Annotated in this window: 26 protein-coding genes; 17 read left to right on the top strand and 9 right to left on the bottom strand. The window is 66.1% G+C overall.

Annotated elements, in window-relative coordinates:
* Positions 1–227 precede the first annotated feature (227 nt).
* The 4 genes from VZ068_RS06900 to VZ068_RS06885 all read left to right on the top strand — a co-directional run bounded on the left by VZ068_RS06900 (position 228) and on the right by VZ068_RS06885 (position 4,391).
* Positions 228–998, top strand: coding sequence for an enoyl-CoA hydratase/isomerase family protein (locus tag VZ068_RS06900; protein ID WP_349657251.1), 771 nt, complete (start codon positions 228–230; stop codon positions 996–998).
* 72 nt (positions 999–1,070) lie between these two features.
* Positions 1,071–1,976 carry an acyl-CoA thioesterase II gene (tesB, locus tag VZ068_RS06895; RefSeq protein WP_259153222.1) on the top strand — a complete coding sequence of 302 codons (906 nt, stop codon included), beginning with the start codon at positions 1,071–1,073 and terminating at the stop codon, positions 1,974–1,976.
* Positions 1,977–2,206: 230 nt separating this feature from the next.
* Positions 2,207–2,710 carry a DUF2007 domain-containing protein gene (locus VZ068_RS06890; RefSeq protein WP_259166093.1) on the top strand — a complete coding sequence of 168 codons (504 nt, stop codon included), beginning with the start codon at positions 2,207–2,209 and terminating at the stop codon, positions 2,708–2,710.
* Positions 2,711–3,197: 487 nt separating this feature from the next.
* Complete coding sequence (locus VZ068_RS06885; protein ID WP_259153220.1) at positions 3,198–4,391, top strand: sigma-70 family RNA polymerase sigma factor; 1,194 nt, start codon at positions 3,198–3,200, stop codon at positions 4,389–4,391.
* A 494-nt stretch (positions 4,392–4,885) separates the two neighbouring features.
* On the opposite strand, the gene VZ068_RS06880 is transcribed toward VZ068_RS06885, so the two are convergent.
* On the bottom strand, positions 4,886–5,485 hold the full coding sequence (locus VZ068_RS06880) for an EF-hand domain-containing protein (protein WP_349657250.1): 600 nt from the start codon (positions 5,483–5,485) through the stop codon (positions 4,886–4,888).
* A gap of 39 nt (positions 5,486–5,524) precedes the next feature.
* Here VZ068_RS06880 and VZ068_RS06875 point away from each other — a divergent pair, with 39 nt between their 5' ends.
* Together VZ068_RS06875 and VZ068_RS06870 are read left to right on the top strand one after the other, a co-directional pair.
* Positions 5,525–6,439 (top strand): arginyltransferase, encoded by a 915-nt coding sequence (locus tag VZ068_RS06875; protein WP_349657249.1) that lies wholly within the window; start codon positions 5,525–5,527, stop codon positions 6,437–6,439.
* Between the two features lie 51 nt (positions 6,440–6,490).
* Positions 6,491–7,717 (top strand): endonuclease/exonuclease/phosphatase family protein, encoded by a 1,227-nt coding sequence (locus tag VZ068_RS06870; protein WP_259153218.1) that lies wholly within the window; start codon positions 6,491–6,493, stop codon positions 7,715–7,717.
* A 252-nt stretch (positions 7,718–7,969) separates the two neighbouring features.
* Here the strand turns inward: VZ068_RS06870 and purT are convergent, their stop codons facing one another.
* Positions 7,970–9,172: a formate-dependent phosphoribosylglycinamide formyltransferase gene (gene purT / locus VZ068_RS06865; protein ID WP_259153217.1), complete on the bottom strand. Its 1,203-nt coding sequence runs from the start codon at positions 9,170–9,172 to the stop codon at positions 7,970–7,972.
* Between the two features lie 129 nt (positions 9,173–9,301).
* On the opposite strand from purT, the gene VZ068_RS06860 reads away from it, so the two are divergent.
* The 6 genes from VZ068_RS06860 to VZ068_RS06835 all read left to right on the top strand — a co-directional run bounded on the left by VZ068_RS06860 (position 9,302) and on the right by VZ068_RS06835 (position 13,831).
* Entirely contained in the window at positions 9,302–10,168 is an 867-nt protein-coding gene (locus VZ068_RS06860) for an SPFH domain-containing protein (protein WP_259153216.1), read from the top strand.
* Between the two features lie 9 nt (positions 10,169–10,177).
* Positions 10,178–10,462 (top strand): hypothetical protein, encoded by a 285-nt coding sequence (locus VZ068_RS06855; RefSeq protein ID WP_011036335.1) that lies wholly within the window; start codon positions 10,178–10,180, stop codon positions 10,460–10,462.
* Positions 10,459–10,638 (top strand): Arc family DNA binding domain-containing protein, encoded by a 180-nt coding sequence (locus tag VZ068_RS06850; RefSeq protein WP_259153215.1) that lies wholly within the window; start codon positions 10,459–10,461, stop codon positions 10,636–10,638. The genes VZ068_RS06855 and VZ068_RS06850 overlap by 4 nt, the downstream gene beginning before the upstream one ends.
* A 325-nt stretch (positions 10,639–10,963) precedes the next feature.
* A complete protein-coding gene (locus VZ068_RS06845) occupies positions 10,964–11,416 on the top strand; it encodes a PH domain-containing protein (protein ID WP_349657248.1) in 453 nt (150 codons plus the stop codon).
* 15 nt (positions 11,417–11,431) lie between these two features.
* Positions 11,432–12,229 (top strand): M15 family metallopeptidase, encoded by a 798-nt coding sequence (locus VZ068_RS06840; RefSeq protein WP_349657247.1) that lies wholly within the window; start codon positions 11,432–11,434, stop codon positions 12,227–12,229.
* Positions 12,230–12,397: 168 nt separating this feature from the next.
* The gene (locus VZ068_RS06835) at positions 12,398–13,831 is read left to right on the top strand and encodes an FAD-binding oxidoreductase (RefSeq protein WP_349657246.1); all 1,434 of its coding nucleotides are present in this window, start codon (positions 12,398–12,400) and stop codon (positions 13,829–13,831) included.
* Between the two features lie 106 nt (positions 13,832–13,937).
* Here VZ068_RS06835 and VZ068_RS06830 read toward each other — a convergent pair whose 3' ends face one another.
* The 5 genes from VZ068_RS06830 to VZ068_RS06810 form a co-directional block, all read right to left on the bottom strand.
* Complete coding sequence (locus VZ068_RS06830) at positions 13,938–14,612, bottom strand: DNA-3-methyladenine glycosylase (protein ID WP_349657245.1); 675 nt, start codon at positions 14,610–14,612, stop codon at positions 13,938–13,940.
* A gap of 1 nt (position 14,613) precedes the next feature.
* Positions 14,614–14,985: a DUF423 domain-containing protein gene (locus VZ068_RS06825; protein ID WP_349657244.1), complete on the bottom strand. Its 372-nt coding sequence runs from the start codon at positions 14,983–14,985 to the stop codon at positions 14,614–14,616.
* 96 nt (positions 14,986–15,081) lie between these two features.
* Entirely contained in the window at positions 15,082–16,260 is a 1,179-nt protein-coding gene (locus VZ068_RS06820; protein ID WP_349657243.1) for an SRPBCC family protein, read from the bottom strand.
* 362 nt (positions 16,261–16,622) lie between these two features.
* Complete coding sequence (locus tag VZ068_RS06815) at positions 16,623–17,264, bottom strand: response regulator transcription factor (RefSeq protein WP_005990002.1); 642 nt, start codon at positions 17,262–17,264, stop codon at positions 16,623–16,625.
* Positions 17,265–18,458, bottom strand: coding sequence for a sensor histidine kinase (locus VZ068_RS06810; RefSeq protein ID WP_349657242.1), 1,194 nt, complete (start codon positions 18,456–18,458; stop codon positions 17,265–17,267).
* A gap of 232 nt (positions 18,459–18,690) precedes the next feature.
* Between VZ068_RS06810 and VZ068_RS06805 the strand changes: the two genes are divergently transcribed.
* The 5 genes from VZ068_RS06805 (at position 18,691) to VZ068_RS06785 (ending at position 21,789) form a co-directional block, all read left to right on the top strand.
* Complete coding sequence (locus VZ068_RS06805) at positions 18,691–19,290, top strand: GNAT family N-acetyltransferase (RefSeq protein WP_259153208.1); 600 nt, start codon at positions 18,691–18,693, stop codon at positions 19,288–19,290.
* Positions 19,291–19,292: 2 nt separating this feature from the next.
* Positions 19,293–20,036 (top strand): septum site-determining protein MinC, encoded by a 744-nt coding sequence (gene minC, locus VZ068_RS06800; RefSeq protein ID WP_259166109.1) that lies wholly within the window; start codon positions 19,293–19,295, stop codon positions 20,034–20,036.
* A 36-nt stretch (positions 20,037–20,072) separates the two neighbouring features.
* Entirely contained in the window at positions 20,073–20,882 is an 810-nt protein-coding gene (minD, locus tag VZ068_RS06795; protein WP_046964730.1) for a septum site-determining protein MinD, read from the top strand.
* A 2-nt stretch (positions 20,883–20,884) separates the two neighbouring features.
* On the top strand, positions 20,885–21,142 hold the full coding sequence (minE, locus tag VZ068_RS06790; protein ID WP_005994583.1) for a cell division topological specificity factor MinE: 258 nt from the start codon (positions 20,885–20,887) through the stop codon (positions 21,140–21,142).
* 155 nt (positions 21,143–21,297) lie between these two features.
* On the top strand, positions 21,298–21,789 hold the full coding sequence (locus tag VZ068_RS06785; RefSeq protein ID WP_349657241.1) for a hypothetical protein: 492 nt from the start codon (positions 21,298–21,300) through the stop codon (positions 21,787–21,789).
* Between the two features lie 101 nt (positions 21,790–21,890).
* Here VZ068_RS06785 and VZ068_RS06780 read toward each other — a convergent pair whose 3' ends face one another.
* Positions 21,891–23,189 (bottom strand): HAMP domain-containing sensor histidine kinase, encoded by a 1,299-nt coding sequence (locus VZ068_RS06780; protein ID WP_349657240.1) that lies wholly within the window; start codon positions 23,187–23,189, stop codon positions 21,891–21,893.
* The gene (locus VZ068_RS06775; RefSeq protein WP_349657239.1) at positions 23,182–23,898 is read right to left on the bottom strand and encodes a response regulator transcription factor; all 717 of its coding nucleotides are present in this window, start codon (positions 23,896–23,898) and stop codon (positions 23,182–23,184) included. The genes VZ068_RS06780 and VZ068_RS06775 overlap by 8 nt, the downstream gene beginning before the upstream one ends.
* Positions 23,899–24,025: the final 127 nt, after the last annotated feature.

The following is a 24,025-nucleotide window of genomic DNA, read 5'->3' as shown; positions in this document are numbered from 1 at the left end:
CGCGCTCAGCACGGACGCGGTTGAATGACGCATGGCGGCTTCTTGATGGAGCCGCCGTTTTTATTTGCGCATTTCCCGCCCCTGGCGAAACAGCTGGCTCGGCATATGCGCTTGATGTGCGATGTGCCTGCACGCCAAAACGCAGCACCGGACCAGCAGCGCGTCTGCATGTACGCGCTGCATGCAGCGACGGCCGTCTATCATGACCCGACTTTCAGGAGCCCCGCATGAGCATCCAAATCCTCGACCACGGCCGTCTTCGCGAACTCCGCCTAGCGCGCCCGCCGGTCAATGCGCTGGATACCGCACTCTGCCAGGCACTGACTTCCGCCGTGCAGCAGCTGGGAAGCGATGTCGACGGCGTGGTGCTGTCGGGTAGCGAACGCATTTTTTCCGGCGGCATGGATGTGCCGCACCTGCTGTCGCATGGCACCGACCGCGCTGCGCTGCTGGCCAGCTGGACGGCCTTCTTCGAGGCAGCGCAGGCATTGGCCCATTGCCCGGTGCCGGTGGTGGCGGCGATCGGCGGCCATGCGCCGGCCGGCGGTTGCGTGCTGGCGCTGTGCTGCGACTACCGGGTGATGGCGCGCAGCGCCGATACCGCAAGGCCGTACACGATCGGCCTGAATGAAGTGCAGGTGGGGTTGGCGGCGCCGGAAGGCATCCAGCGGCTGCTGCGCCGCGTGGTCGGGGCGCATCGCGCCGAACGCCTGCTGATTTCCGGGCAATTGCTGCCGGCCGAACAGGCCGCCCAGATCGGCCTGGTGGACGAGCTGGTGGACGGCGAGCTGGTCACCGCACGCGCGGTGGCGTGGCTGCAGGAGCTGCAACAACTGCCACGGCAGCCGATGCTGGCCACGCGCGCGGTGGCCAGGGAGGATCTGCGCGCTGCACTGGCGCCGGAGCTGATCCAGCTGGAGCGCTTTGTCGATGGCTGGTACGCACCCGATGCCCAGGCCGCGCTGCGCGGCCTGGCCGCACGGCTACAGAAGGCCTGAGCCCGGCCCCCGCACGGTGGCTGGCAGGCGGCCCGCTATAATCGTGGTCCGTCGCACGCCCAGGCCAGCCTCTTGTCCGCCACCGCCGAACCCGTCGTCTCCGAACTGATCAGCCTGCTGTCGCTGGAGCGCCTGGAAGACAACCTGTTTCGCGGCCAGAGCCGCGACATCGGCACCAAGTACGTGTTCGGCGGGCAGGTGCTGGGCCAGGCGCTGTCGGCCGCGCAGGCCACGGTGGAAAACGGCCGCCAGGCGCATTCCCTGCACGCCTATTTTCTGCGTGCAGGCAATATCGACCACCCGATCGTCTACGACGTCGACCGCACCCGCGATGGCGGCAGTTTCTCGGTGCGGCGGGTCACCGCGATCCAGCACGGCAAGGTGATCTTTTTCTGCGCGGCCTCGTTCCAGGAACACGAAGACGGCGCCGAGCATCAGTCGGCGATGCCGGTGGTGCCGCCGCCGGAAGACATCGAACCGGCCGCGCCGCTGGCGCCGGAGGTGCTGGCAAAGCTGCCGGCGAAGGTGCAGCGCTGGCTCTCGCGCGGTGGCCCGTTCGAATTTCGCCATGTGTTTCCGCGCGACGAGCTCAAGCCACCCAAGCGCCCACCGTTCCAGCAGATGTGGCTGCGCCTGAACGACCCGATCGGCGACGATGTCGGCCTGCACCAGGTGCTGCTGGCCTACGCTTCGGATTTCCAGTTGTTGGGCACCTCGACCTTTCCGCACGGCATCAGCTACTACACGCCGAATGTGCAGATGGCCTCGCTCGACCATGCGCTCTGGTTCCACCGCCCCTTCCGTACCGACGACTGGCTGCTGTACTCGCTGGACAGCCCCACCGCGCAGGGCGCGCGCGGCCTGGCACGCGGGCAGTTCTTCACCCGCGATGGCGTGCTGGTCGCCAGCACCACGCAGGAAGGCCTGATCCGCGTGGTGCCCGACGGCAGCGCGATTGCCGTGCCGGCCAAGGGCTAGGCGCAGATGCGTGGCGCGCTTGTGGCGCGGACTCATTCATCGCCAGCGCAGGGGCTGGGCGCGCTGGCGGTTCACCACCCGGCATGCGAGTGGCCACGACCATGCGCGGGTGTGTTCGCCGGCGCGCGTGCGGCCAGCTAGCGACAGCGATCAGCGGCATCCTTCTTTCATCTTGAACCGGCGCAGCACTGGCGCCATCTGTTCCGGACCCAACGGCGGTTTTCACCAGCATGCGCAAGATCTTCAGCAGTCAACGTATCGAAACCGCCGAGGGCGTGGCCAATCTGTTGCGCAACGCCGGCATCGACGTGCGCATGAGCAATGGCCGCTCGTATGAGAGCAAGCGCACCGGCCAGTTCAGCTACCTGGAGCAAGGCAACGCGCAGGCCTATCCCACGGTGTGGATCGTGCACGCCGACGACCAGCCGCGCGCGCGCGACCTGCTGCGCGAAGCACGCCTGCTCGATACCACCCGCCGCGATCTGCCGAACGTGGAATACACCTTCCGTGAAGGCGAAAACGGCTCCAGCACCACCGCACGCAGCTGGGCATGGCGCATCCGTCTGATGCTGTTGCTGGTGATTGGCGCGGTCGCCATGGTGGTGGTGATGCGCCATCGCAGCGCTCCGGCGCCGGTCGCGCCGGCCACCCAGCCCGCCTCGCGATCGACCCCGGACGCGACACCACCGGCGGACGAGGAAGAAATGCGGGTGCGGATCCAGCCGGCGCGCTGAGCGCCGCTGATGCTGCGTGGGTCGGCCCGGGCCGGCATGGGCGTACCCACTCGCTCGCTGCCCACCATGGCTACAGGCACGTCCCCACTGCGCCGCTACCTGGGATGCAGGTCGATCAGTGGATCGACACCGACGGTGGGTTCGGCGCGGACGGCGGCCATCATGCGCCGTCGATGCGGCTCAGACCCGGTCGCGGTCGGCAGTCGCTCGACCGTTATCGCTTGCGGTCGCCGGTACCGATCGTGTCATGCCGCTACTGCCGGGACCGGGTGACCCACCTGGCGACACCAACAATGCGTTCGCTGCGGACCGTGTCCTCATGCGTTGAAGAGCCGGGCCAGCCCCGGTCGATGGAGCATCGGCTCGGCTGCGCCCGTGCATGATCGTTGACCGGCGTCTCCAAGGCCGCATCCGCCCACCACCACATCGTATCGGTCACATCCACCGTGCCCATGCGTCATGCTGGGAACAGGACGGGATTGCGCCGATGAATGCCGACACACTGGATCTGATGCTGCAACGCGAACTGCCCAGTGCCGCGGCCGGCTGCCAGCAGGCATACGGCCGCATCGTCGGTGCCTGCCAGAACACCGTCACCGCGATTGCACTTGCGATCACCCGCGATATCGCCGCCAGCGAGGACATCGCCCAGGAAGCGTTTTTGCGCGCCTGGCAGCGGCTGGCGCAACTGCATCAGCCCGCCAGCTTCCTGCCGTGGCTGCGCCAGATCACCCGCAATCTGGCACGCGACTGGCTACGCGCCAATCGCCATCGCGCACTCAGCGGCGAGGCGGCGGATCTGGCGATCGCCATGGCCGCCGACCCTGCGCCCTCGCCCGCCGACCGCCTGCTGAAGGCGGAGGAAGAGATCGCCGCGCTCGACATCATGTCCGCATTGCCCGAAGAAAGCCGCGAAACCCTGCTGCTGTATTACCGCGAAAGCCAGAGCTCGCAGCAGGTGGCCTCGCTGCTCGGTCTGAGCGATGCGGCGGTTCGCAAGCGCCTGTCGCGTGCGCGCGCCAGCGTGCGCGACGAGTTGCTGCGCAGGTTCGGCGAAGTCGCACGCAGCAGTGCCCCCAGTGTCGCGTTTGCCACGGCAGTGACCTCGGCGACGATGCTGGCGGCACCCGGCACCGCCAGCGCGGCCATCGCCTTGGGCAGTCTCGGGGGCGCAGGTAAACTCGGCGCCGGTGGATTGACCGGCGCGGCACTCGGCAGTGGTGGCGCAGCAGGCGCGGCGAGTGTCTGGTTGGGCGCGCCGGCGCTATTGGCCGCAGGCAGCGTGCTGATCGCCGCGCTGGCCACCTACTGGTCGGGCCACTACCTGTTGCGCTTTGCGCAATCGCCCAGCGAGGCGGCAGCCGTGCGACGTTTTATACGTGCAATCACACTGGTCTCCGTGCTGGTCTGCAGCGCCACGCTGATGCTGAGATGGGTCGAAGTCAGCCCATGGGCGTCGCTGCTGGCGCTATGCGCAGGCCTGCTGGTGGTCAACTATCAGTCCCTCATGGTGCTGCCGCGGGTGATGCACCCGATGCTGGAGCGCGATGCACGTCGGCGTGGGGCCACCCGGGCACCGCTGCTCTACCGCTGCATGTTCAGCCCTGGCGCAGTGATCGTCAGCAACGTCGCGGTGGTGCTGCCGATCCTGCGTCACTACATCAAGCTGGGGATGCTATGAGGTACTCCAACACAGGGATCGATCCGCATGCCAGGGGCCCGCACGTGGCAGATCGGCCGGATGCGCGTAGCGCGTTTGTCACCAACATGCGCGAGGTGTGCCACCTGCGCGTGCCGGCAGCATTCTACGTGGCGCTTGTCTGGCTTGTTGAGGCGATCTCGGTCATCGGATGATGTCGATTGACCAACGTGGCGCCCGCAAGTTGCCGCACCCTTGCCGCTGCAGAAGGCGCGATCGAGGTTCCGCCCCAGGTCGACCAACGGCGCTTGGAGGTGGCCATTAGTCAGCGATGAGGCGGTTGCCGTAACTAGAGGCGGTAAACACTCCCCGTACCTGGCAGATCCGACAACGTGCGCACAAAAAACGGCCTCCTGCTTTCGCGGGAGGCCGTCTGTCGATCGGCGCCTTGTTACCTGTTGCGGATGAGCCACCGCCATGACGGCGGCATCATCCGAGCACTGCATTGTTCAACCCGTTGCACTGCACCTACATACTCAGTTGCCTGCAGCAGGCTTGGCCGGCATCGGACGCTTGCCATGGTCGCCATGCTCACCGTGCTCACCTGGGCCACGCGGGCCGTGCTCGCCGCGCAGCTTCGATGCGGCATCGAACTCGGCCTTGCTCAGCTTTCCGTCCTTGTCGGTGTCGGCCTTGGCAAACCAGGCATCACGATGCTGCTGCATGCGCAGCTCACGGTCGGCACGATCGACAAAGCCGTCCTTGTTGAGGTCCATCTGATCGAAGCGCGCGGCAAACTTCGGATCGGCCTTGGCTTCCTCGCGGCTGATGCGGCCGTCCTTGTTGGTGTCGAATCTGGCCATCCAGTCACCACGTCCGTCGCGACCCGGGCCGCGATGACGCGGGCGCTCATCGCGCGAGAGCTTGCCGTCCTTGTTGGCGTCCAGCGTATCGAACTGCGCGGCCAGCTTGGGGGCGGCGGCCGCTTCGCTGCGATCGATGACGCCATCGTTATTGCTGTCGAGCTTGCCAGGACGCGGCGCATCGCCGGCAACAGGCACAGTGGCGGCGAACACGACCCCGGTGGACAGTGCAGCCAGCACGGCCAGGGCGAGGAAAGGTTTGCGAGACGTCATGGGAAACTCCTGATTGTGGGAACCACACGCGGCACCTGCATGGGCCGCATCGCGTGGGTGGCGCATCCGGACAGGCCGTGCGCTGCCACCAACACCCACATCAACGAGCCATCGGCGCGCACGTTGACGCGCGCACCTGGCGTATTCATCCGGCGGACAGTCGCCGCTGTTGCGACGCACAGGCGCTATCCTGCGCGCATGGCCATTCACGCCGACACCCACGACGACCTGCGCCTGTTCCAGACCGGTGAGCATGCCTGCGGCTACTGGCCCGAGCGTCGTGCGCGCGATCTGGTGCTGGACCCGCATGACCCGCGCCTTGGCACGATCTATCCGCAGGCATTGGCATGGGGATTCCGTCGCTCCGGCGATCTGGTGTACCGGCCGCATTGCGAGCGCTGCCGCGCATGCGTGCCGGTGCGCATTGCGGTGGATGCGTTTCGGCCCGATCGCAGTCAACGCCGCTGCCTTGCGCGCAACCAGGATCTGGTCGTGCGCGTGGTCGCGGCCCAGCGCACCGACGAGCAACTGGCCCTGTACCGCCATTACCTTAAATCCCGCCACCCCGGTGGCGGCATGGACGAGCACGGCGGCAGCGAATTCGATCAGTTCCTGATCGGCGGCTGGTCGCATGGGCGGTTTCTGGAAATCCGCGAACCGTCCGTGGCGCATGCCCCGGGACGGCTGCTCGCCGTCGCGGTCACCGATGTGACCGAGCATGCGCTGTCGGCGGTGTACACGTTCTACGCGCCGGAGGCGGCCGCGCGCAGCCTGGGCACCTTCGCGATCCTGCAGCAGATTCAATGGGCGCAGCGCGAGCGACGCGCGCACGTGTATCTGGGCTATTGGATCGATGGCCACGCCAAGATGAACTACAAGCGTCGCTTCAACGCACTGGAGGCCTACGACGGCCGTCAGTGGCGCGGGCTGCCGCCGGCCGCATCGGCACCGTGAATCGCAGCGCGCGACATCGGCCTGTCGCATCCGGCATGCGAGAATCGGGCGATGATCAGACCTCTTCTGTTGCTCGCATTGACCGCGCTTTGCGCCGCCTGCACCCATCGCACGCCTGCATCGGCCGCCACCTCCGATAGCGCGGGCGGCGCTGTGCCGACACAGCTGCGCATCGCCACCTACAACACCTCGCTGTACTCCGACGAGGCCGGCGGCCTGGTGCGCGAACTGCAGGGCGACAGCGCGCATGCACGCAAGATCGCTGCCGTGCTGCAGCGCGTGCGCCCTGATCTGGTGCTGCTCAACGAATTCGATTTCGATCCCGACCACCGCGCTGCCGATCTGTTCCAGCAGCGCTATCTGCAGGTCGCCCAGCCGGGCGGCGGAGACGCGTTGCGCTACCCATATCGGTATCTGGCACCGGTCAATACCGGCGTGCCGAGCGGCCTGGACCTGGACAACAACGGCAGTGTCGGTGGCGACGGCCGCACCCGCGGCAACGATGCCTGGGGCTATGGGCTGCATCCCGGCCAGTACGGCATGCTGGTGCTGTCGCGGTATCCGATCGATGCGCAGGCCGTGCGCAGTTTTCAATTGCTCAAATGGAGCGCGTTGCCGGGTGCGCTGCGGCCGCTGGATCCGGGGACCGGGCGTTCGTTCTACAGCGACGCGATCTGGTCGCAGCTGCGCCTGTCGTCAAAATCGCATTGGGATGTGCCGGTGCGCACGCCGCTCGGTGTCGTGCATGCGCTGGTTTCGCACCCGACGCCGCCGGTGTTCGATGGCGCGGAAAAACGCAACGCCGCCCGCAACCACGACGAGCTCGCGCTGTGGCGTGCATACCTGGACAACGCGGCCGACAGCAAGCGCTGGTTGTGCGATGACAAGGGAATCTGCGGCGGCCTGGCAGCCGATGCGCACTTTGTGATCCTTGGCGATCTGAACAACGACCCGATCGATGGTGCCGGCCGCCACGAAGCGATCAGCGCATTGATCCATCACCCGCGCGTGCTGCAGTACCCCACCCCACGTAGCGACGGCGGCCCGGAAAAGACTGCCGAATACGCCGCGCAAGGCATCGTGCACATCGGCGACCCGCACCAGGTCACCGGCGACTTCGGCCCGCAGGCCGGCACCATGCGCCTGGACTACGTGCTGCCATCGCACCGGTTCACCCTGATCGGCAGCGGCATCTTCTGGCCGGCCAGCACCGCTCCGGAAGCGGCGATTGCCGATGGCAGCGACCATCATGCGGTGTGGGTGGATGTCGGCTTGTAGCCGGGATTAGCGGGTGGGGGGCAAAGTCGCGTCGTTGGAACCGGTCTTACTTCCCGAGCCGGCATGACGGGGAGAGCGAACGCACGCACGGCGCGAATCGGCCCCGTCGCGAACTGACGCCCGCCGCACGTCGACGCGTGATCGCTCGCACGCTTGCCTTCAATGGTGATGGCAAGCGTGTCGACACATACCGCAGCTGGCTTTCCGAAAGAAGTGCAACACCGGGCGGACCTCTTTCAAGCAGGCCGCTGCTCAGCCTTGCAACTGGATCGTCAGCGCCGCAGCAGCCACACGCGCTTTCTCGCGTGCCGCATCGATACTCTCTGCGCGCGCCAGGGTGACGCCGACACGGCGGTGGCCGTCCACGCGCGGTTTGCCGAACAGGCGCAGGGCGGTGTCCGGGTCGCGCAGTGCAGCGGCCACGTTGCCGAACACCGGCACGCCATTGCCGTGCGCGAGTAGCGCACAGGACGCCGACGGGCCGCTCTGACGGATCACGCCACCGTTCTCGGCACCGACCGGCAAGCCGAGAATGGCGCGGGCGTGCAGCGCGAATTCGCTCAGGTCCTGCGACATCAGCGTCACCAGGCCGGTGTCGTGCGGGCGCGGCGAGACTTCGCTGAACCACACTTCGTCGCCCTTGACGAACAACTCCACCCCGAACAGTCCCCAGCCACCCAGATCGTCGGTAATGGCTTTCGCAATCTCCTGCGAACGTTGCAAGGCGGCGGCCGACATCGGCTGCGGCTGCCAGCTTTCGCGATAGTCGCCGTCCTGCTGCCAATGCCCGATCGGGTCGCAATACGAGGTTCCGCCGGCATGCCGCACGGTCAGCAAGGTGATCTCGTAATCGAAATCGATGAAGCCCTCGACGATGCAGCGGCCGGCACCGGCACGTCCGCCGGTCTGCGCGTAGTCCCAGGCCGCATCGATGTCGGCCTCGCTGCGCAACGTGCTCTGGCCCTTGCCGGAGGACGACATCACCGGCTTGACCACGCACGGCAGGCCCACCGCGGCGATCGCATCGCGGTACTCGGCAGCGGTGTCGACAAACCGGTACGGCGAGGTCGGCAGGCCCAGGGTTTCGGCAGCCAGGCGACGGATGCCTTCGCGGTCCATGGTCAGGCGTGCGGCGCGCGCGGTGGGAATCACGCGCTGGCCCTGATCGCGCTCCAGCGCCACCAGCGTTTCGGTATGGATGGCTTCGATCTCTGGCACGATCAAATGCGGCTGCTCGGCGGCGATCAGCGCGCGCAGCGCGGCGGGATCGAGCATGTCCAGCACGTGCGAGCGATGTGCCACCTGCATCGCCGGTGCATTGGCGTAGCGATCGGCGGCGATCACTTCCACGCCGAAGCGCTGCAGCTCGATCGCCACTTCCTTGCCCAGTTCGCCCGACCCCAGCAGCAACACCCGGGTGGCGGAGGGCGATAACGGCGTGCCGAGAGTAGTCATGAGCGCGGGTCCAGATCGGAAGGGGGCGGCCATTCTAACGGGCGGGCGGCACGACCGCTGGTCGGAAACCAGTCGAATCCTGATATCAATCTGATATCTTTTATCCACACCCATCAAGGATGCCCCACCATGAAAGAGAAGTCGCTCGGCTCCGTCCCAGGCATTCCGGTGATCGCCGCGAGTGTCGTCGTGCTGCTGCTGGCAGCCGCGGCGCTGATCGCGGCCGGCATGGGGTTGCTGCCGATTCTGAGCATGCTGCCGGCCATCCTGATCGCAACCGGCAATGTGTTCGTGCTGGCCGGCCTATACACCCTGGAACCGAACCAGGCCGCAGTGCTGAGCCTGTTCGGCAAGTACGTCGGCACCGTCAAGGACCAGGGCGTGCGCTGGAACAGCCCCTTCTACGCCAAGCGCCGGGTCAGCCAGCGCGTGCGTAACTTCGAGAGCGGACGACTCAAGGTCAACGAGCTCGATGGCAGCCCGATCGAGATCGCCGCGGTGATCGTGTGGCAGGTCATGGATGCATCGGAGGCGGTCTACAACGTCGACGATTACGAAAGCTTCGTGCACATCCAGTCCGAAGCGGCGCTGCGCGCGATGGCCACCAGCTATCCCTACGACCAGCACGAAGATGGGCAGATTTCGTTGCGCAGCCATCCGGCCGAAATCAGCGAACAGCTCAAGCGGCATCTGGACGAACGCCTGACCCAGGCCGGCGTGGACGTCATCGAAGCGCGCATCAGCCACCTGGCCTACGCACCGGAAATCGCCCAGGCCATGCTGCAGCGGCAACAGGCCAATGCGGTGATCGCCGCACGCACGCGCATCGTTGCAGGCGCCGTGGGCATGGTGGAAATGGCGTTGGCCGAGTTGCAGAAAAGCGGCGTCGTGCAGTTGGACGAAGAGCGCAAGGCGCATATGGTCAGCAACCTGCTCACCGTGCTGTGTTCTGATCGCGGCACCCAACCGGTGGTCAACACCGGCTCGCTCTATTGAGGTCAAGCAATGAATGTCATGGTGCCGTTGGTGGTCGCCCTGTCCGGTCTGCCCGCGCTGGCGATCGCCGCCTCCATCGGTGCGGACGACGACGACCGCGCGCGCGGCCTGGGCCTGCGCTGGGCCTTGATCAGCCTGGTGATCCTGATCGGTGCCGCCTGCCTGTACTGGGCCGGCGACAACCGCGCAGGTATCTACGCAGTGGTGATCGGCATGATCATCGGCGTCAACGTCTTGATCGTCTCGATGGTCATGCACCTGCGCCGTCACAGCGGCCGCGGTGAGCGCGAGTGAGCGAAAAGAAGGCCTACCCGCTGCGCATCAGCGCCGATGTGCTGGCAGCCGTGCAGCGCTGGTCCGACGACGAACTGCGCAGCCTCAATGCGCAGATCGAATACGTGTTGCGCGATGCGCTACGCAAGGCCGGACGTTTGCCCAAGCCACGCGATGACAAGGAATCCGAGGCATGAGCAGGCGCGGGCTTGGCGTTGCTGCATCGCGGCCCTCTATCCGAGACTTCAACGGCGATGACATCCAGGTTGTGATTGCCGCACCACACACCTTCGACATGCTCGCTGCCAGACACCCACACATGACGGCGAGGGCTGCGTCGCCGGTGCCCGCCAGGGAAGCCAGATGACAACGCGAACAGGCCAACGCCCCGGCAACGTCGCACCGCCCACTGCACATACCGGTCACCGTCCGCCACCATACCGGCGTGACTACGCCGTCGCTGCGGTCGCGCCCTGGAGGCTGGCGCTGTGGCTGTGGCTCCCGTTGCTGGCTTCAGCATGCGTGATCGTCGTGGTCCATGCGGACAATGCCCGCGACGGGCATCCTGCCGCCCTGTACGCCCACCTGGCGCTGCTGCTGACAGTTGCGGTGAGCTGCACTGCCGCGCATGCGCGACGCAGTATCCGGCTCCAGGACGAGCGCTTGATCGTGCGCTCGACACTGTTCACCAGGCGGGTGCCCGTCGACCAGATCCGGCTGGACACGGCGCGCGTGATCGACCTGGCCAGGGACACTGCCTTCAAGCCCGGCAGAAAGTCCTTGGGTTTTGGCTACCCGGGCTTCCAGTCCGGGTACTACCGCAGCAGGCAGGCGGGCCCGGGTTTCTATCTGATCACCCAGTCTGCCCGCGTGCTGGCCCTCCCGTTGAAGGACGGCAGCGTACTCGTGCTCAGCCCCGAACAGCCGCGCCAGCTGCTGCAGGATCTCCAGCAACTGGCCGCGCAACGCACTTAGCCCTACCCTGTCGCAATGCGTACAACGCCGTCCCTGCTGCTCAACACCACCGCTATCGAGCTGGTACCGGCCGCCCTGCTGCGTGCCCGCAGCAATGCCGACGCCCGCGTGCTGGCGCAGGCCGACTGGCTACTGCGGCGCAAGCGCGATGGACGCTATCTGGCCGCGCAACTGCCGCACGGGCTGATGCCGCTGGTGCCGCGACTGGCGCGCGAGCCCGGCCTGGACGAGGCACTGGACCGACTGCAAGACGCGACCGTTCGATGTCGCCAAGGCCACGCCGGCGTTCTTGCGATCGACGGCTTGCAGCATCGACTGACACAGCTCGGGCTTGTTGCCGATGACTATGTGCAACGCACCGGCCTGCGCCTGATCGCCGAACCGGCAACGCTGCAGTACGCCGGGCGCGATCGCTTCGGCCGGCCGCTCTGGCTCAGCGCAGGCGCCGCGCGTGCATGGAGGCAGATACGTGCGGCCGCACTGCGTGCGGACATCGTGCTCGATGCAATCTCCGGGTATCGCAGCCACGATTACCAACTTGGCATCTTCGAACGCAAGTTCGCACGCGGGCTGGCGCTAGAGCAGATTCTGGCAGTCAACGCCGCGCCCGGCTTCAGCGAACACCACAGTGGCGACGCACTTGATATCGGCACTCCTGGCGACCCCCCGGCCGAAGAATCGTTCGAAGCCACCGCTGCATTTGCCTGGCTGGGCAGTCACGCGGAGCAGTTCGGCTACCGCCTGAGTTATCCGCGCGACAATCCGCATGGCATCGTCTACGAACCCTGGCATTGGTGTTGGCACGCGCCATGAGGCCTGCCGCACTCTGTGTCATTGCGACGACAGCTCCAACGCGTGAGCGCGCGCTGCGTCGCCATCATCTCCATTGCCTGCAAATCCCCTGGCCGTGGTCCGACGCACCACTCGACAGGCCGCCGCCGGCCGTCACCTGATTCCCAACCCTGCTGGAAACATCCGCTTATGGACGAGCACATCGATAGACAGCGCCGCACTGCCACCGCCGCACTCCTTGGTGCCGGCGTTGCATTGACCACGCCCGGATGCGGCAAGCGCTCCGACACATCGCTGCAGGTCACCGATATTGCCGGCATCGATCGCAACACGGTGGCACGCATCGCGCGGCCGCGCATCGTGGACGAGGTGGTCAGCCTGCTACAGGGCAGTACCGGCACGGTATCCATCGGCGGCGCGCGCTACAGCATGGGAGGGCAAATCTCTTCGCCCTCTTCGCTGCATCTGGACCTGCGCGAGCTGGTCGGCCTGGTGCACCTGGATGTCGCTGCCCGACGCATCCGCGTGCGTAGCGGCATGCGTTGGCGCGACGTGCAGGAGCTGATCGATCCACATGACCTGGCGGTCGCGGTGATGCAGAGCTACAGCAACTTCAGCGTCGGTGGCTCGATCGGGGTCAATTGCCATGGCCGCTACCTGCATGCCGGGCCGATTGCGCACACGGTGCATGCCTTGCAGCTGGTGGACGCAGGGGGCCAGATAAACGAACTCGACCGCACGCGCACTCCGGCGCTGTTCGCCGCTGTCATTGGCGGCTACGGCGGGCTCGGCGTGGTCACCGAAGTGGAGTTGTCGCTGACACTCAACGACATGCTGGAGCGACGGGTGGAACCAGTGGCGCTGGACGATTACCCCGCCTTCTTCGCCGACCGCATCGCCGCCGACCCACTGGCGGTGATGCACAATGCCGACCTGACGCCGCCGCACTTTGATCGCCCCTTGGCGGTGACCTGGGTCAGCAGCGATGCCCCGCCAACCGATGCCAGGCGCCTGATTCCGCGCGACCTGGACTACTCCCGCGAACAGAATCTGATCTGGGCGGCATCGGAACTGCCGCTGGGTAAGTCGCTGCGCGAGCGCTATCAGACCGCGCCGCTGTTGCAGATGCCGGCGGTGATGCGTCGCAATTGCCAGGCCAGCCTGGATGCACGCTCGCTGGAACCGCGCACGCGGCGCATGTCCACCTATCTGCTGCAGGAATATTTCGTTCCGGTGCCTGCATTTACCGCATTCGCGCGCGAAATGGCCGCAATCCTGCGCCGCCACGATGTCAACGCACTCAATATCTCGATCCGCCACTCGCCTGCCGATACGGTGTCGCTGTTGCGCTGGGCACCGCAGCCGGTGTTTTCCTTCGTGCTTTATTACAAGCAGCGCAGCGGCAGCTCGCCTGACAAGGCAACGGTGGCCTGGACCCGGCAGTTGATCGATGCGACGCTGGCGCATGGCGGCCGCTACTACCTACCCTACCGGTTGCATGCCAGCCAGCAGCAATTTGACGCCGCTTACCCGGAAGCCGGGTCTTTTGCGAGCCTCAAAAGTAACATCGATCCCGGGCGTCGCTTCCGCAACCACTTGTGGGACAAGTACCTGCCTGGCTGAGCAACGCCGGGAACCGGCCATTGCCGGCGCCCGGGACACCCCTGACAACTGATAACGCCCGGCCCGCTCGCGCCGGCGTGCGCGCCTGTACATCCACCCGGTGCACCTACTCCTGCGAGCGCGGGGTCGGCACTTTGGTCGCGACGCTGAAGTCGGCGATCTTCCACAGATAAAACGCAGCGTAGGTGCGGTACGGGCCCCACCGTTGCCCACGCTCGGCAAGCTCCCTGGGCGTGGGCATCTGCTCCTGTTTGTCCACGCGCTGAGCGCCTTTGCGCACGCCCAGGTCGTCGATGGGCAGCAGGTCCGGGCGGCCCAGGCGGAACATCAGCATCATTTCCACCGTCCAGCGGCCGATGCCGCGTACCGGTACCAGCGCTTCGACGATCGCATCGTCTTCCATGAAGGCGAGTTTGCGCAGCGAGGGGATTTCACCCAGCGCTTCGCGCCGGGCAAGATCGCGCAGTGCCAGCGCCTTGTTGCCGGACACACCGCAGGCACGCAAGCCGGCATCGTCCACGCGCCCCAGGGTGTCGGCGTGCAGCCGGTTCGATCCGATCGCCGCCTCTACCCGCGCCACGATCGTGGACGCGGCCTTGCCGCTCAGTTGCTGGAACAGGATGGCACGCGCCAATGCGTCTACCGGGTCGAACGGTTTGCGCCAGCCCGGCTGCGGCGCGATGGGACCGATACGCTTCATCCACGCGCCCAGCGCGCGGTCGCGCCGGCTCAACTGCGCGAACGCCGCCTCCACATCGAATCCGCGGACATGACGTGGCATCTCAGCGCCGCAACGCGCCGATCGCCAGCACCACCCAGCCCAGCATCAGACTGATGCCGCCGATCGGTGCCAGGCTGGTCGGCCAGTGCAGCAAGGCACCACCGACCAGGCTGCCGGCAAACAGCAACGTACCGAGCAGCAACAGGTACAGGCCGACCCGTCCGAACGCACGTGTCTCGGTGGCACCCAGCACAACCAGCACGGCGCCATGACCGAAGGCGTACAGCGACGCCAGTTGCAGCCGCGACTGCACCAGCGCGTCGGTTACGCCATGCGAGGCATAGGCCGACAACCCCACGGCGACGGCGGCCAGCAAGCCGCCAAGAAAGGCCAGCAACGAGGGATGTTTCTTGCGACGATCGAGCAAAGACATACGGGCAACTTCCTGGCAGCGCCGTGGCGCAAAAAAAAAACGCGCCGCAAGACTGCGGCGCGTTTTCGTCTGGATCACATCATCGTAGTAAAGCGATTACTTGATGGCCCAGTAGACGTCGTAGGTACCGTCCTGCGTAAACGACTTGTCCACGCCGCCCTTCCACGACTCGTACGGACGCTCGGTCACGTCGTTGCCGCTGGTGGCAGCCCAGGCACGCAGGGAACTACGCACTGCGTCCAGGCCGGCCATGTGACCTGCGTAGGTTGCAAATGCCGAACGGTGCGCCTTGGTGCGCTCGTACTTCACCGGCGCTTCGGACGGGATGTTGAGCTTGAGCTCTTCGCCCGTTGCGGCAACCGGCGTCGCGTCGACCGGCGCAGCAGCGGCGTCGTCCTTCTTGGCATCGGTCTTGGCGGTGTCGGTCTTGGCATCGGCCTTCGGCGCACCACCGGCACGCTTGCGGACCGGCTGCACGACGTCGAACGCGTACTTGTCGGTGGCAAAGTCGGTGGTGACGATCCGGACCGGACCAGCAGCTTCCAGGCCGTTGGCGTCCATCACGCGCTTGATCCACTCCTGGTTGTCCTTGATCGACTTCTTGATCGTCTCGTTGTCACGATCGATGTTGCCTGCGGTGACGACCAATAGGTCCTCGGCCGGCACATCGACGAGCTTGAGATCGCTCAACACCGGCTTGCCGTCCAGCTGCGCGCGGTAGTCGAAGTTCGGCACGGTTGCCAGTGCGGTGGCCAGACGCGACAGACCCAGCTTCAGGTCGTCGCCCACGTGGCGGCTGACATACAGGCCGGCATAACGACCGAACAGGTTCCAGCCGTACTTGACGCTGTAATCCTGGGTGATCTTGACGTTCTTGTTGTTCTTGCCGGTCGGAGCCAGGGTGAAATTGGTGACCTTGTCGTAGCCCTTTGTGGGATCTTCGATCGCGATCTCAACACGCTCGTTCTTGACGGTGTTTTTGATTTCCCAGCTGCCGTTGCCGATATAGCCCTCGGTGGAGCTGTATTCGACGCGTGCACCCTTGCCCTCTTCCGGGCCGGCCAGCTTCAGCTGGATCTTCGGGTCACGCAGCACAAGCGGGTTCCAATCCTTGAAACGACGGAAGCTGTTCACGGTGTCGTAAACAATCGTCATTCTGCGGTTGGTCTCAACACTCTCGGACATCTGCCGCTCCGAGGGCAACACCAAGCCCACCACGACAAACAAGCCAGCCACGATCCCCAAGGCGATCAGGAACTCGATAATACGGGTCATTCAGGAGGTCTCCGGGGCCGATCCCACGGCCGGGTTGAGTGAAGCGAAGCCACCATCCTAGCAGGCTTCGAGAAAGATGTTCAGTTGTGCGACGGGTAGCGCGGTCTTGCGGTGTCATCCAGCGCGCGCAACGCCGTTGCGAAACTGCGCAATCCCAGCCTGCGCAAGGGTTTGCGCCGATCGCGCGCAGTCATCATGCACATCGTGCGCTGCGTGCGTGTGATGCCGCATCAGTCAGAGGTACGAACGGCCGTATCGCCGTGCGCCCGGCGCGGCGCAATCGCGTCACGAGGGTCTAGGACCGCGACGCCACGTCAGGCCGCAATCTCCTTGAACGTCAGCGCATTGCGACGGCCCGGCCGTCAGACCAATTGCAGCTCGAACGCCTTCAGCACCGCGCGGGTACGGTCGCGTACGCCGAGCTTGGACAGGATGTTGGACACATGATTCTTGATGGTGCCCTCGGCCACGCCCAGCGAATTGGCGATCTCCTTGTTGGAGAAGCCGCTGGCCATCAGCCGCAGGATCTCGGTCTCGCGATCGGTCAGCGGATCGGGCCGGTCCAGGCTGACGAATTCGTTACGCATGTGCTCCAGGCCCGACAGCAGGCGCTGGGTGACCGCCGGCTGCACCAGCGAGCCGCCATCGGCCACGGTGCGGATCGCGCCGACCAGCTGTTCCAGCGAGACATCCTTGAGCAGGTAGCCCTTGGCGCCGGCCTTGAGCCCGGCCAGCACCAGCTGGTCGTCGTCGAAGGTGGTCAGGATGATGGTCGGCGGCAGGGTGCCGTTGCGCGACAGCATCTGCAGGGCTTCCAGACCGGACATCACCGGCATGCGCATGTCCATCAGCACCACATCCGGCTGGATCTGCGGAATCTGCTCCACCGCCTGCTTGCCATCCGAGGCCTCGGCCACCACCTCGATGCCGTTATCCAGCGCCAGCAGCGAGCGGATCCCCTGGCGCACCAGGGTTTGGTCGTCGACCAGGCAGACACGGATCATCTAGAACACTCCTTGGGTAACGGCCGCAGGCATCAGTGCCGGCGCGCCTGGAACGCAGATGCGCAGGCCGAAGCCGTCGCCGCGCCGGGTTTGGATTTCCAGCTTCCCACCATACTGGCTGAGCCGCTCGCGCATGCCGCGCAGGCCGTTGCCGGGCGCCACCGCATCGGCGCCATGGCCGTCGTCGCGGGCGTCGATCAGCACGGTGTCCGCGTCGCGCCGCACCTGAATCCACAGATTGCGCGCGCCGGCGTGGCGCACCGCGTTGGTGATGATTTCCTGGGTGCAGCGCAACAGCACATGCGCCCGCTCGGGGTCGTCCAGGGTCAACGGCTGGGCGATATCCAGGTGGATGTCCAGCGAGGGAACCTGGGTCACCAGCGGGCGCAGCGCTGCCTCCAGATCGATGGCCCCGCTGTCGCGCAAATGGCTGACCGCCTCGCGCACGTCGGTGAGCAGCAGCTTGGCCAGGGTGTGGGCCTGGCGCACGTGCTCCTGCGCCTGGCCGTCGGTGATGTGGCCGGCCACCTCCAGGTTGAGGCTGAGCGCGGTGAGATGGTGGCCGAGCAGATCATGCAGCTCGCGCGAGATGCGGGTGCGCTCGTTGATACGCGCGCTTTCGGCCAGGAGCGCGCGGGTGGCGCGCAGTTCGGCGTTGAGCCGGCGCTGTTCTTCGCGTGCTTCGGTCTGTTGCCGGGCGACCAGGCTGGTGACGAAGATGAACATCGAAAACCCGCCGTACAGCAGCGACTGCATCAGGGCGCCGGAGACCGGGAACCCGAGCAGCAGATGGTAGACCGGCAGCACCGCCAACTGGCTCAGCACCAGCCACACCACGCCCACACGGAGCGGCAGCAGCCAGGGGATCACCCCGGCAGCCACCATCATCAAGATACTGCCGAGGCCGGTTCGGGTGAGATAGCTGACCGCCAGCGCGCAGACCGTGAGCAGCAGCAGGATCAGCCGGTCGTACCAATGCGCATGGCCGCCGCTGCTCAAGCCGCGCGTCAGCCAGAAATAGCTGCCCCCAAAGCCGACGAAGAACGCCGACATCGTGGCCGCCTCCAGCACGCTGCGGTGATCGCCCTCTTCGGCGGGCGCCCAGTAGATGAACACCAAGGGCATGGCGATCATCGCCCAGGTGAACAGGCCGGCGAAGCGCAGGACGCGCGTATGACTGAGGTATCCCAACATGCTGGCATCTTAGGCCCAAGCGCCGGCGTTGCCCTCTTGCCGGAAGTCATGCATGCACGTGTGCGCCTGCACGCGCCTGCCGGCAAGGCCGGGTTTGCGCCTGCGCGCCGCCTTGGCGCGAAGGCGGCTTGCCCGCCGTGGTGCACGCGGCGGGTCGCCGCTTCAGGCCACGCATGCAATAATCCGACGCAGATCCGATTTCGGGTCGAGAGCGTTACCCCACGGAGTCCCAATGTCGATCGTCATCCGCGACGTGCGCGAGCACGAGCTCGATTCCGTCCTGGCCCTGAACAACAATGCCGGACTGGCGATCCTGCCGCTGGATTCAAACAAGCTGCAACGCTTCTACGAGCATGCCGAATATTTCCGCGTCGCCGAGCGCGACGGCAACCTGGCCGGTTTCCTGGTCGGGTTCGGCAGTGGCAGTGCCCATGACAGCAGCAATTTCGCCTGGTTCCGGGACCGTCACCCGGAATTTTTCTATATCGACCGCATCGTGGTCGCCAGCCGCCGTCGCGGCGGTGGCGTCGGGCGGGCGTTCTATGCCGATGTACAGAGCTACACCGAGCTGCGCTACCCGCAGCTGGCCTGCGAAGTGTTCCTGGACCATGGCGCCGATGCGGCGCTGCTGTTCCATGGCAGCTTCGGCTTCCGCGAAGTGGGCCAGAACACCATGCCCGACGTGGAGGTGCGCGCGAGCATGCTGATGAAGGACATGAGCAGCTATCCGTGGGTCAAGGAGACCTATGGCGGCAAGTTGCCCGAGCACTTGCCGTGGGTCGGCCGGCCGCGGCATGCCGCCGCCACCGACAATCCATCGACGGGGGCCTGAGCGTGTCGAGTGTGAATGTGGATTTTGAACAGGCCGGCGAACTGAAGATCGGCCAGGTGGGCATCGCCAACCTGCGCGTGCGCACCCTGGATGTGCCGCGCCTGGTGCAGGAAATGCGCGAGCGCGTGACCCGGGCGCCCAAGCTGTTCGGGCGGGCGGCAGTGATCCTGGATTTCGGCGGCCTGTCGCAGGTGCCGGACGTGAGCACCGCCAAGGCGCTGCTGGATGGCCTGCGCGCTGCGGGGGTGCTGCCGGTGGCGCTGGCCTACGGCACCAGCGAGATCGACCTGCTCTCCCAGCAGCTCGGCGTGCCATTGCTGGCCAAGTTCCGCGCGCAATACGAACCGACTGCGGTCAGCCCGCCACCTCCGCCGCCGCCGGCACGCGCCGAACCCGCAGCGCCGGTCGCGCGCCCGGCGCCGGGTCGCATGCAACGCAACGCGGTGCGCTCGGGCCAGCAGCTGTATGCGGAAAACTGCGACCTGACCGTACTCAATACGGTCGGCGCCGGGGCGGAGGTCATCGCCGACGGCAGCATCCATATCTACGGTACCCTGCGTGGCCGCGCGTTGGCCGGCGCCCAGGGCAACCCTGACGCGCGCATCTTCTGCCGCGACTTCCACGCCGAACTGGTTGCCATCGCTGGCCACTACAAGGTGCTGGACGATGTTCCCATGGACCTGCGTGGCAAGGCCGTCCAGGTCTGGCTGGAGCAGGATCAGATCAAGATCGCTGCGCTGGATTGACGCAGCCCAACCACAGAAATATTTCGGAGAAATCCTTTGGCTGAAATCATCGTAGTCACCTCCGGCAAGGGCGGCGTTGGCAAGACCACCACCAGCGCGAGCCTGGCCTGCGGGCTGGCGCGGCGCGGCAAGAAGGTCGCCGTCATCGACTTCGACGTCGGTCTGCGCAACCTGGACCTGATCATGGGCTGCGAGCGGCGCGTGGTGTACGACTTCGTCAACGTCGTGCACGGCGAAGCCACGCTCAAGCAGTCGCTGATCAAGGACAAGCGCTTCGACAACCTGTACGTGCTGGCCGCCTCGCAGACCCGCGACAAGGATGCGCTGACCCAGGACGGCGTGGAGAAGGTGCTCAAGGACCTGGCCGCCGACGGCTTCGAATACATCGTGTGCGACTCGCCGGCCGGTATCGAAAAGGGCGCGTTCCTGTCGATGTACTTCGCCGACCGCGCCGTCGTGGTGGTGAACCCGGAAGTGTCTTCGGTGCGCGACTCGGACCGCATCATCGGCCTGCTCGATTCCAAGACCCGCAAGGCCGAGGAAGGCAAGACGGTGCCGGCGTTCCTGCTGCTGACCCGCTACAGCCCGGGCCGCGTGGAAGGCGGCGAGATGCTCAGCATCACCGACGTGGAAGAAGTGCTGGGGCTCAAGGCCATCGGCGTGATTCCCGAATCCGGCGACGTGCTCAACGCTTCCAACAAGGGCGAGCCGGTGATCCTGGATGCCGAGTCCCCGGCCGGCCAGGCCTACGACGACGCGGTCGCCCGCATCATGGGCGAAGAGCGCCCGATGCGATTCACATCCGTGGAGAAGAAAGGCTTCTTCAGCAAGCTGTTCGGAGGCTAAGCATGGGCCTGCTCGATTTTCTCAAGAGCAAGAAGAACACCGCCGAGACGGCCAAGAACCGCCTGCAGATCATCATTGCGCAGGAGCGCAACCACCGTGGCGGGCCGGATTACCTGCCGCTGCTGCAGCGCGAATTGCTGGAAGTGATCAAGAAGTACGTCAACATCGACGCCGATGCGGTGCGGGTTGATCTGGTCAAGGACGGCGAGCACGACGTGCTGGATATTTCTGTCGCCCTGCCGGAAGACGGCGACAAGTAACGCGGTCGTTGCCGCCAGCGTGCAGGCCATCGACGCTCGCGCGCTGTGTGGCGATGGCCGCATCATCATTACGACGGTACCGTGCTCGCACGGCACCGTTTTGGTATCTACCCCATGGCGCGCCCTGTAGCGCGCCCGACCGCGAGCGACTGCGCGTGACTTCTCATCCTGCTTCCCCATCCGATGCGTCCGCGGTGCTGTGCGTGGCCGATATCGGCCTGGACGCCCCGGCCGCCCTGCTGGGCCGGTATGGCCTGCGCCTGCATCGCGTGGACGCGGGCGCTGCGATCCCTGGCAGCTTCTGGGGCGAACCGGAGGCGGGCATCATCGGCTGCGATGTCTATGTGCGCGACGACACGCCGGTACACTCGATGCTGCACGAGGCCGGGCATCTGATCGTGCTGCCCGCCGACAAACGCGCCGCCGTGCATACCGATGCCACCGATTCGGTGGATGAGGAAGATGCCACCTGCTACCTGCAGATTCTGCTGGCCGAGCAGCTGCCGAGCGTGGGCAGCGCGCGGCTGATGGCCGACATGGATGCCTGGGGCTATACCTACCGATTGGGATCCACCCGCGCCTGGTTCGAGCAGGATGCCGAGAACGCACGCAACTGGCTGAGCGAACGCGGACTGCTGCCGGCCTGAGTTGGCCGCTGGTTGCCCTGGATGGCAAGGCATGGCTTGCCTGGATGCGCAGCGTGTGTACGGCCGCGTGGCGCATGTCGACGGGCTGCGCCTGCGCTGCGCTAGGCGTCTGTCGGCTCGATTGCTGTCGTGGCACCGACCAGATCCAGCGTTGCGACCGTGCCCTGCCCTGTATCGGATTCCAGGCTGAGCTTCCAGCCCAGGTGTTCGCAAAGACGCCCGATCAGCTCCAGGCCGATGCCATTGCCCTGCCGTGCATCGCCGCGCGCCAGGCGCGCATAGATCGCGCTGATTTCTTCCGGCGTCATGCCGTGGCCCGGGTCGGAAATGCGCACCATGCCCGGCGCCGATAGCGCGATGCGGATGATGCCGCGGTCGCTGTTTTCGATCGCATTGCGCAGCAGATTGCCGATGGCGGTCTGCACGATGGCGACCGGCGCGGCGAGGCTGCACGGCGGCAACGGCTCGATGACCAGTTGCAGATCCTTGTCTGCGCACAGGTGCGCGTGGTCGGCGACGATATCCGGAATCAGATGGTCCAGCCGCACTGTGTCGCTGCTGCGTACCAATCGGCCGGGATCTTTCGCCAGCACCAGCAACAAGGCGATCAGTTGCTCCACCGACGCGCTGGTCTGTGCGATGCGCTGCAACTGATGGCGCACCGCCGGCGGCGTGCCGGGCTGCTCCAACGCCAGCTCCACCGCATTGCCGATCACCGCGATCGGCGTGCGCAGCTCGTGACTGGCGCTGTCGATGAAGGCGCGTTCGCGCTCGACGAACTGGCCGTTGCGCTCCAGGTAATCGTTGAGCGCATCGGCGATGACGTACAGCTCGGCGCTGCCCTGCGCGCCCACCGCAACCTGTTGCGCGCGCCGTTCCGGACGCAGCGCACCGATATCGCGGGCCAGCTCCACCAACGGGCTCACCAGTCGGGCCATGGCATAGGCGCCCATCAGCAAGGTGATGCCGATCAGGGCCACGCCGGCGGCCAACATCCAGCGGGTGAGGAATTTCTCCAGTGCTTCGAAATCGGTGATATCCAGCACCAGCGCCAGACGACCGGCCTGCGCGGTGTCGCGCACCATCACCGCACTCGGGCGGCCATCGACGTCATGCTCATGCAGGCCGGGATGCAGCGTTCGCAATACCGGCGGTACGGCCTTGCCGCCGTCCAGGCGATACAGCCGCAAGGTGTCTGAATCCTGCCAATGGTAGCCGGGACTTTGCGCGCTGCTGTCCAGGATGCTGTCCAGTTCCGAGTTGAGCAGCGAGCGCCATACGCCATGCTCGGCACGCTCGTGCAGGTATTGCGCGGTGCCGAACACCGCCAACGTCATCAGCAAGGTGTAGCCGAACAACCACACCATGACCCGACGTCCCAGCGGGCGCGGCTTAGCCATCGGCGCAATCGCTGCTCGTCGGTTCGCTGACGCCTTCGAGTTCTGCCAGACGATAGCCGAGCCGCGGCAGGGTATGGATCAGCTTCTGCGCGAACGGGCCGTCCACGCTGCGACGCAGCTCGTAGATATGCGAGCGCAGCATGTCGCCATCGGGCGGATCGTCGCCCCACAGCGATTGCTCCAGGCGCTGCCGGGTGACGGCGGCAGGGCTTGCCTGCATCAGCACTTCGAGCAACTTGCGGCAGGCCGGATACAGGTGCAGCACCTGGCCGGCGCGGGTGGCCTCCAGGGTGGACAGATCCAGACGCAGGTCGGCCACCTGCAGCAGCTTGCCGCGGCGGCGGCCGTGCGCGCGCGCAAGCAAGGCCTCGATACGCACCTCGAGCTCGGGCAGCGCGAACGGCTTGGTCAGGTAATCGTCCGCACCGGCGCGGAAGCCGGCAATCTTGTCCGGCAATTCGTCGCGTGCGGTGAGCATGATCACCGGCAGCTCGGAGTGGTGGTGCTCGCGCAGGCGGCGCAACACCTCCGGCCCGTCCATGCGCGGCATCATCCAGTCCAGCACCAGCACGTCGTACTGCTGGGTGGTGGCCAGATGCAAGCCGGTGACGCCATCGGGCGCCGCATCCAGGGTATGCCCGCGCGCTTCGAAATAGTCGAACAGGTTGGCGACCATATTGCGGTTGTCTTCGATGACCAGCAGCCGCATGGGGCGGTTTCCAGAGCGGCCCGACAGGGACGGTGTGCGCATCCTAACCGAGGCGAGCCGAGCCCGACCGCTCCCGGCGGCTTTGCGCGCATTCCGACAAAATTCCGACCTGCTTGCCGGCTATGGT

It is taken from the genome of Xanthomonas sp. 10-10, assembly GCF_040182365.1.
GTDB lineage: Bacteria > Pseudomonadota > Gammaproteobacteria > Xanthomonadales > Xanthomonadaceae > Xanthomonas > Xanthomonas arboricola_F.
This window is presented reverse-complemented; position numbering and strand designations above follow the sequence as displayed.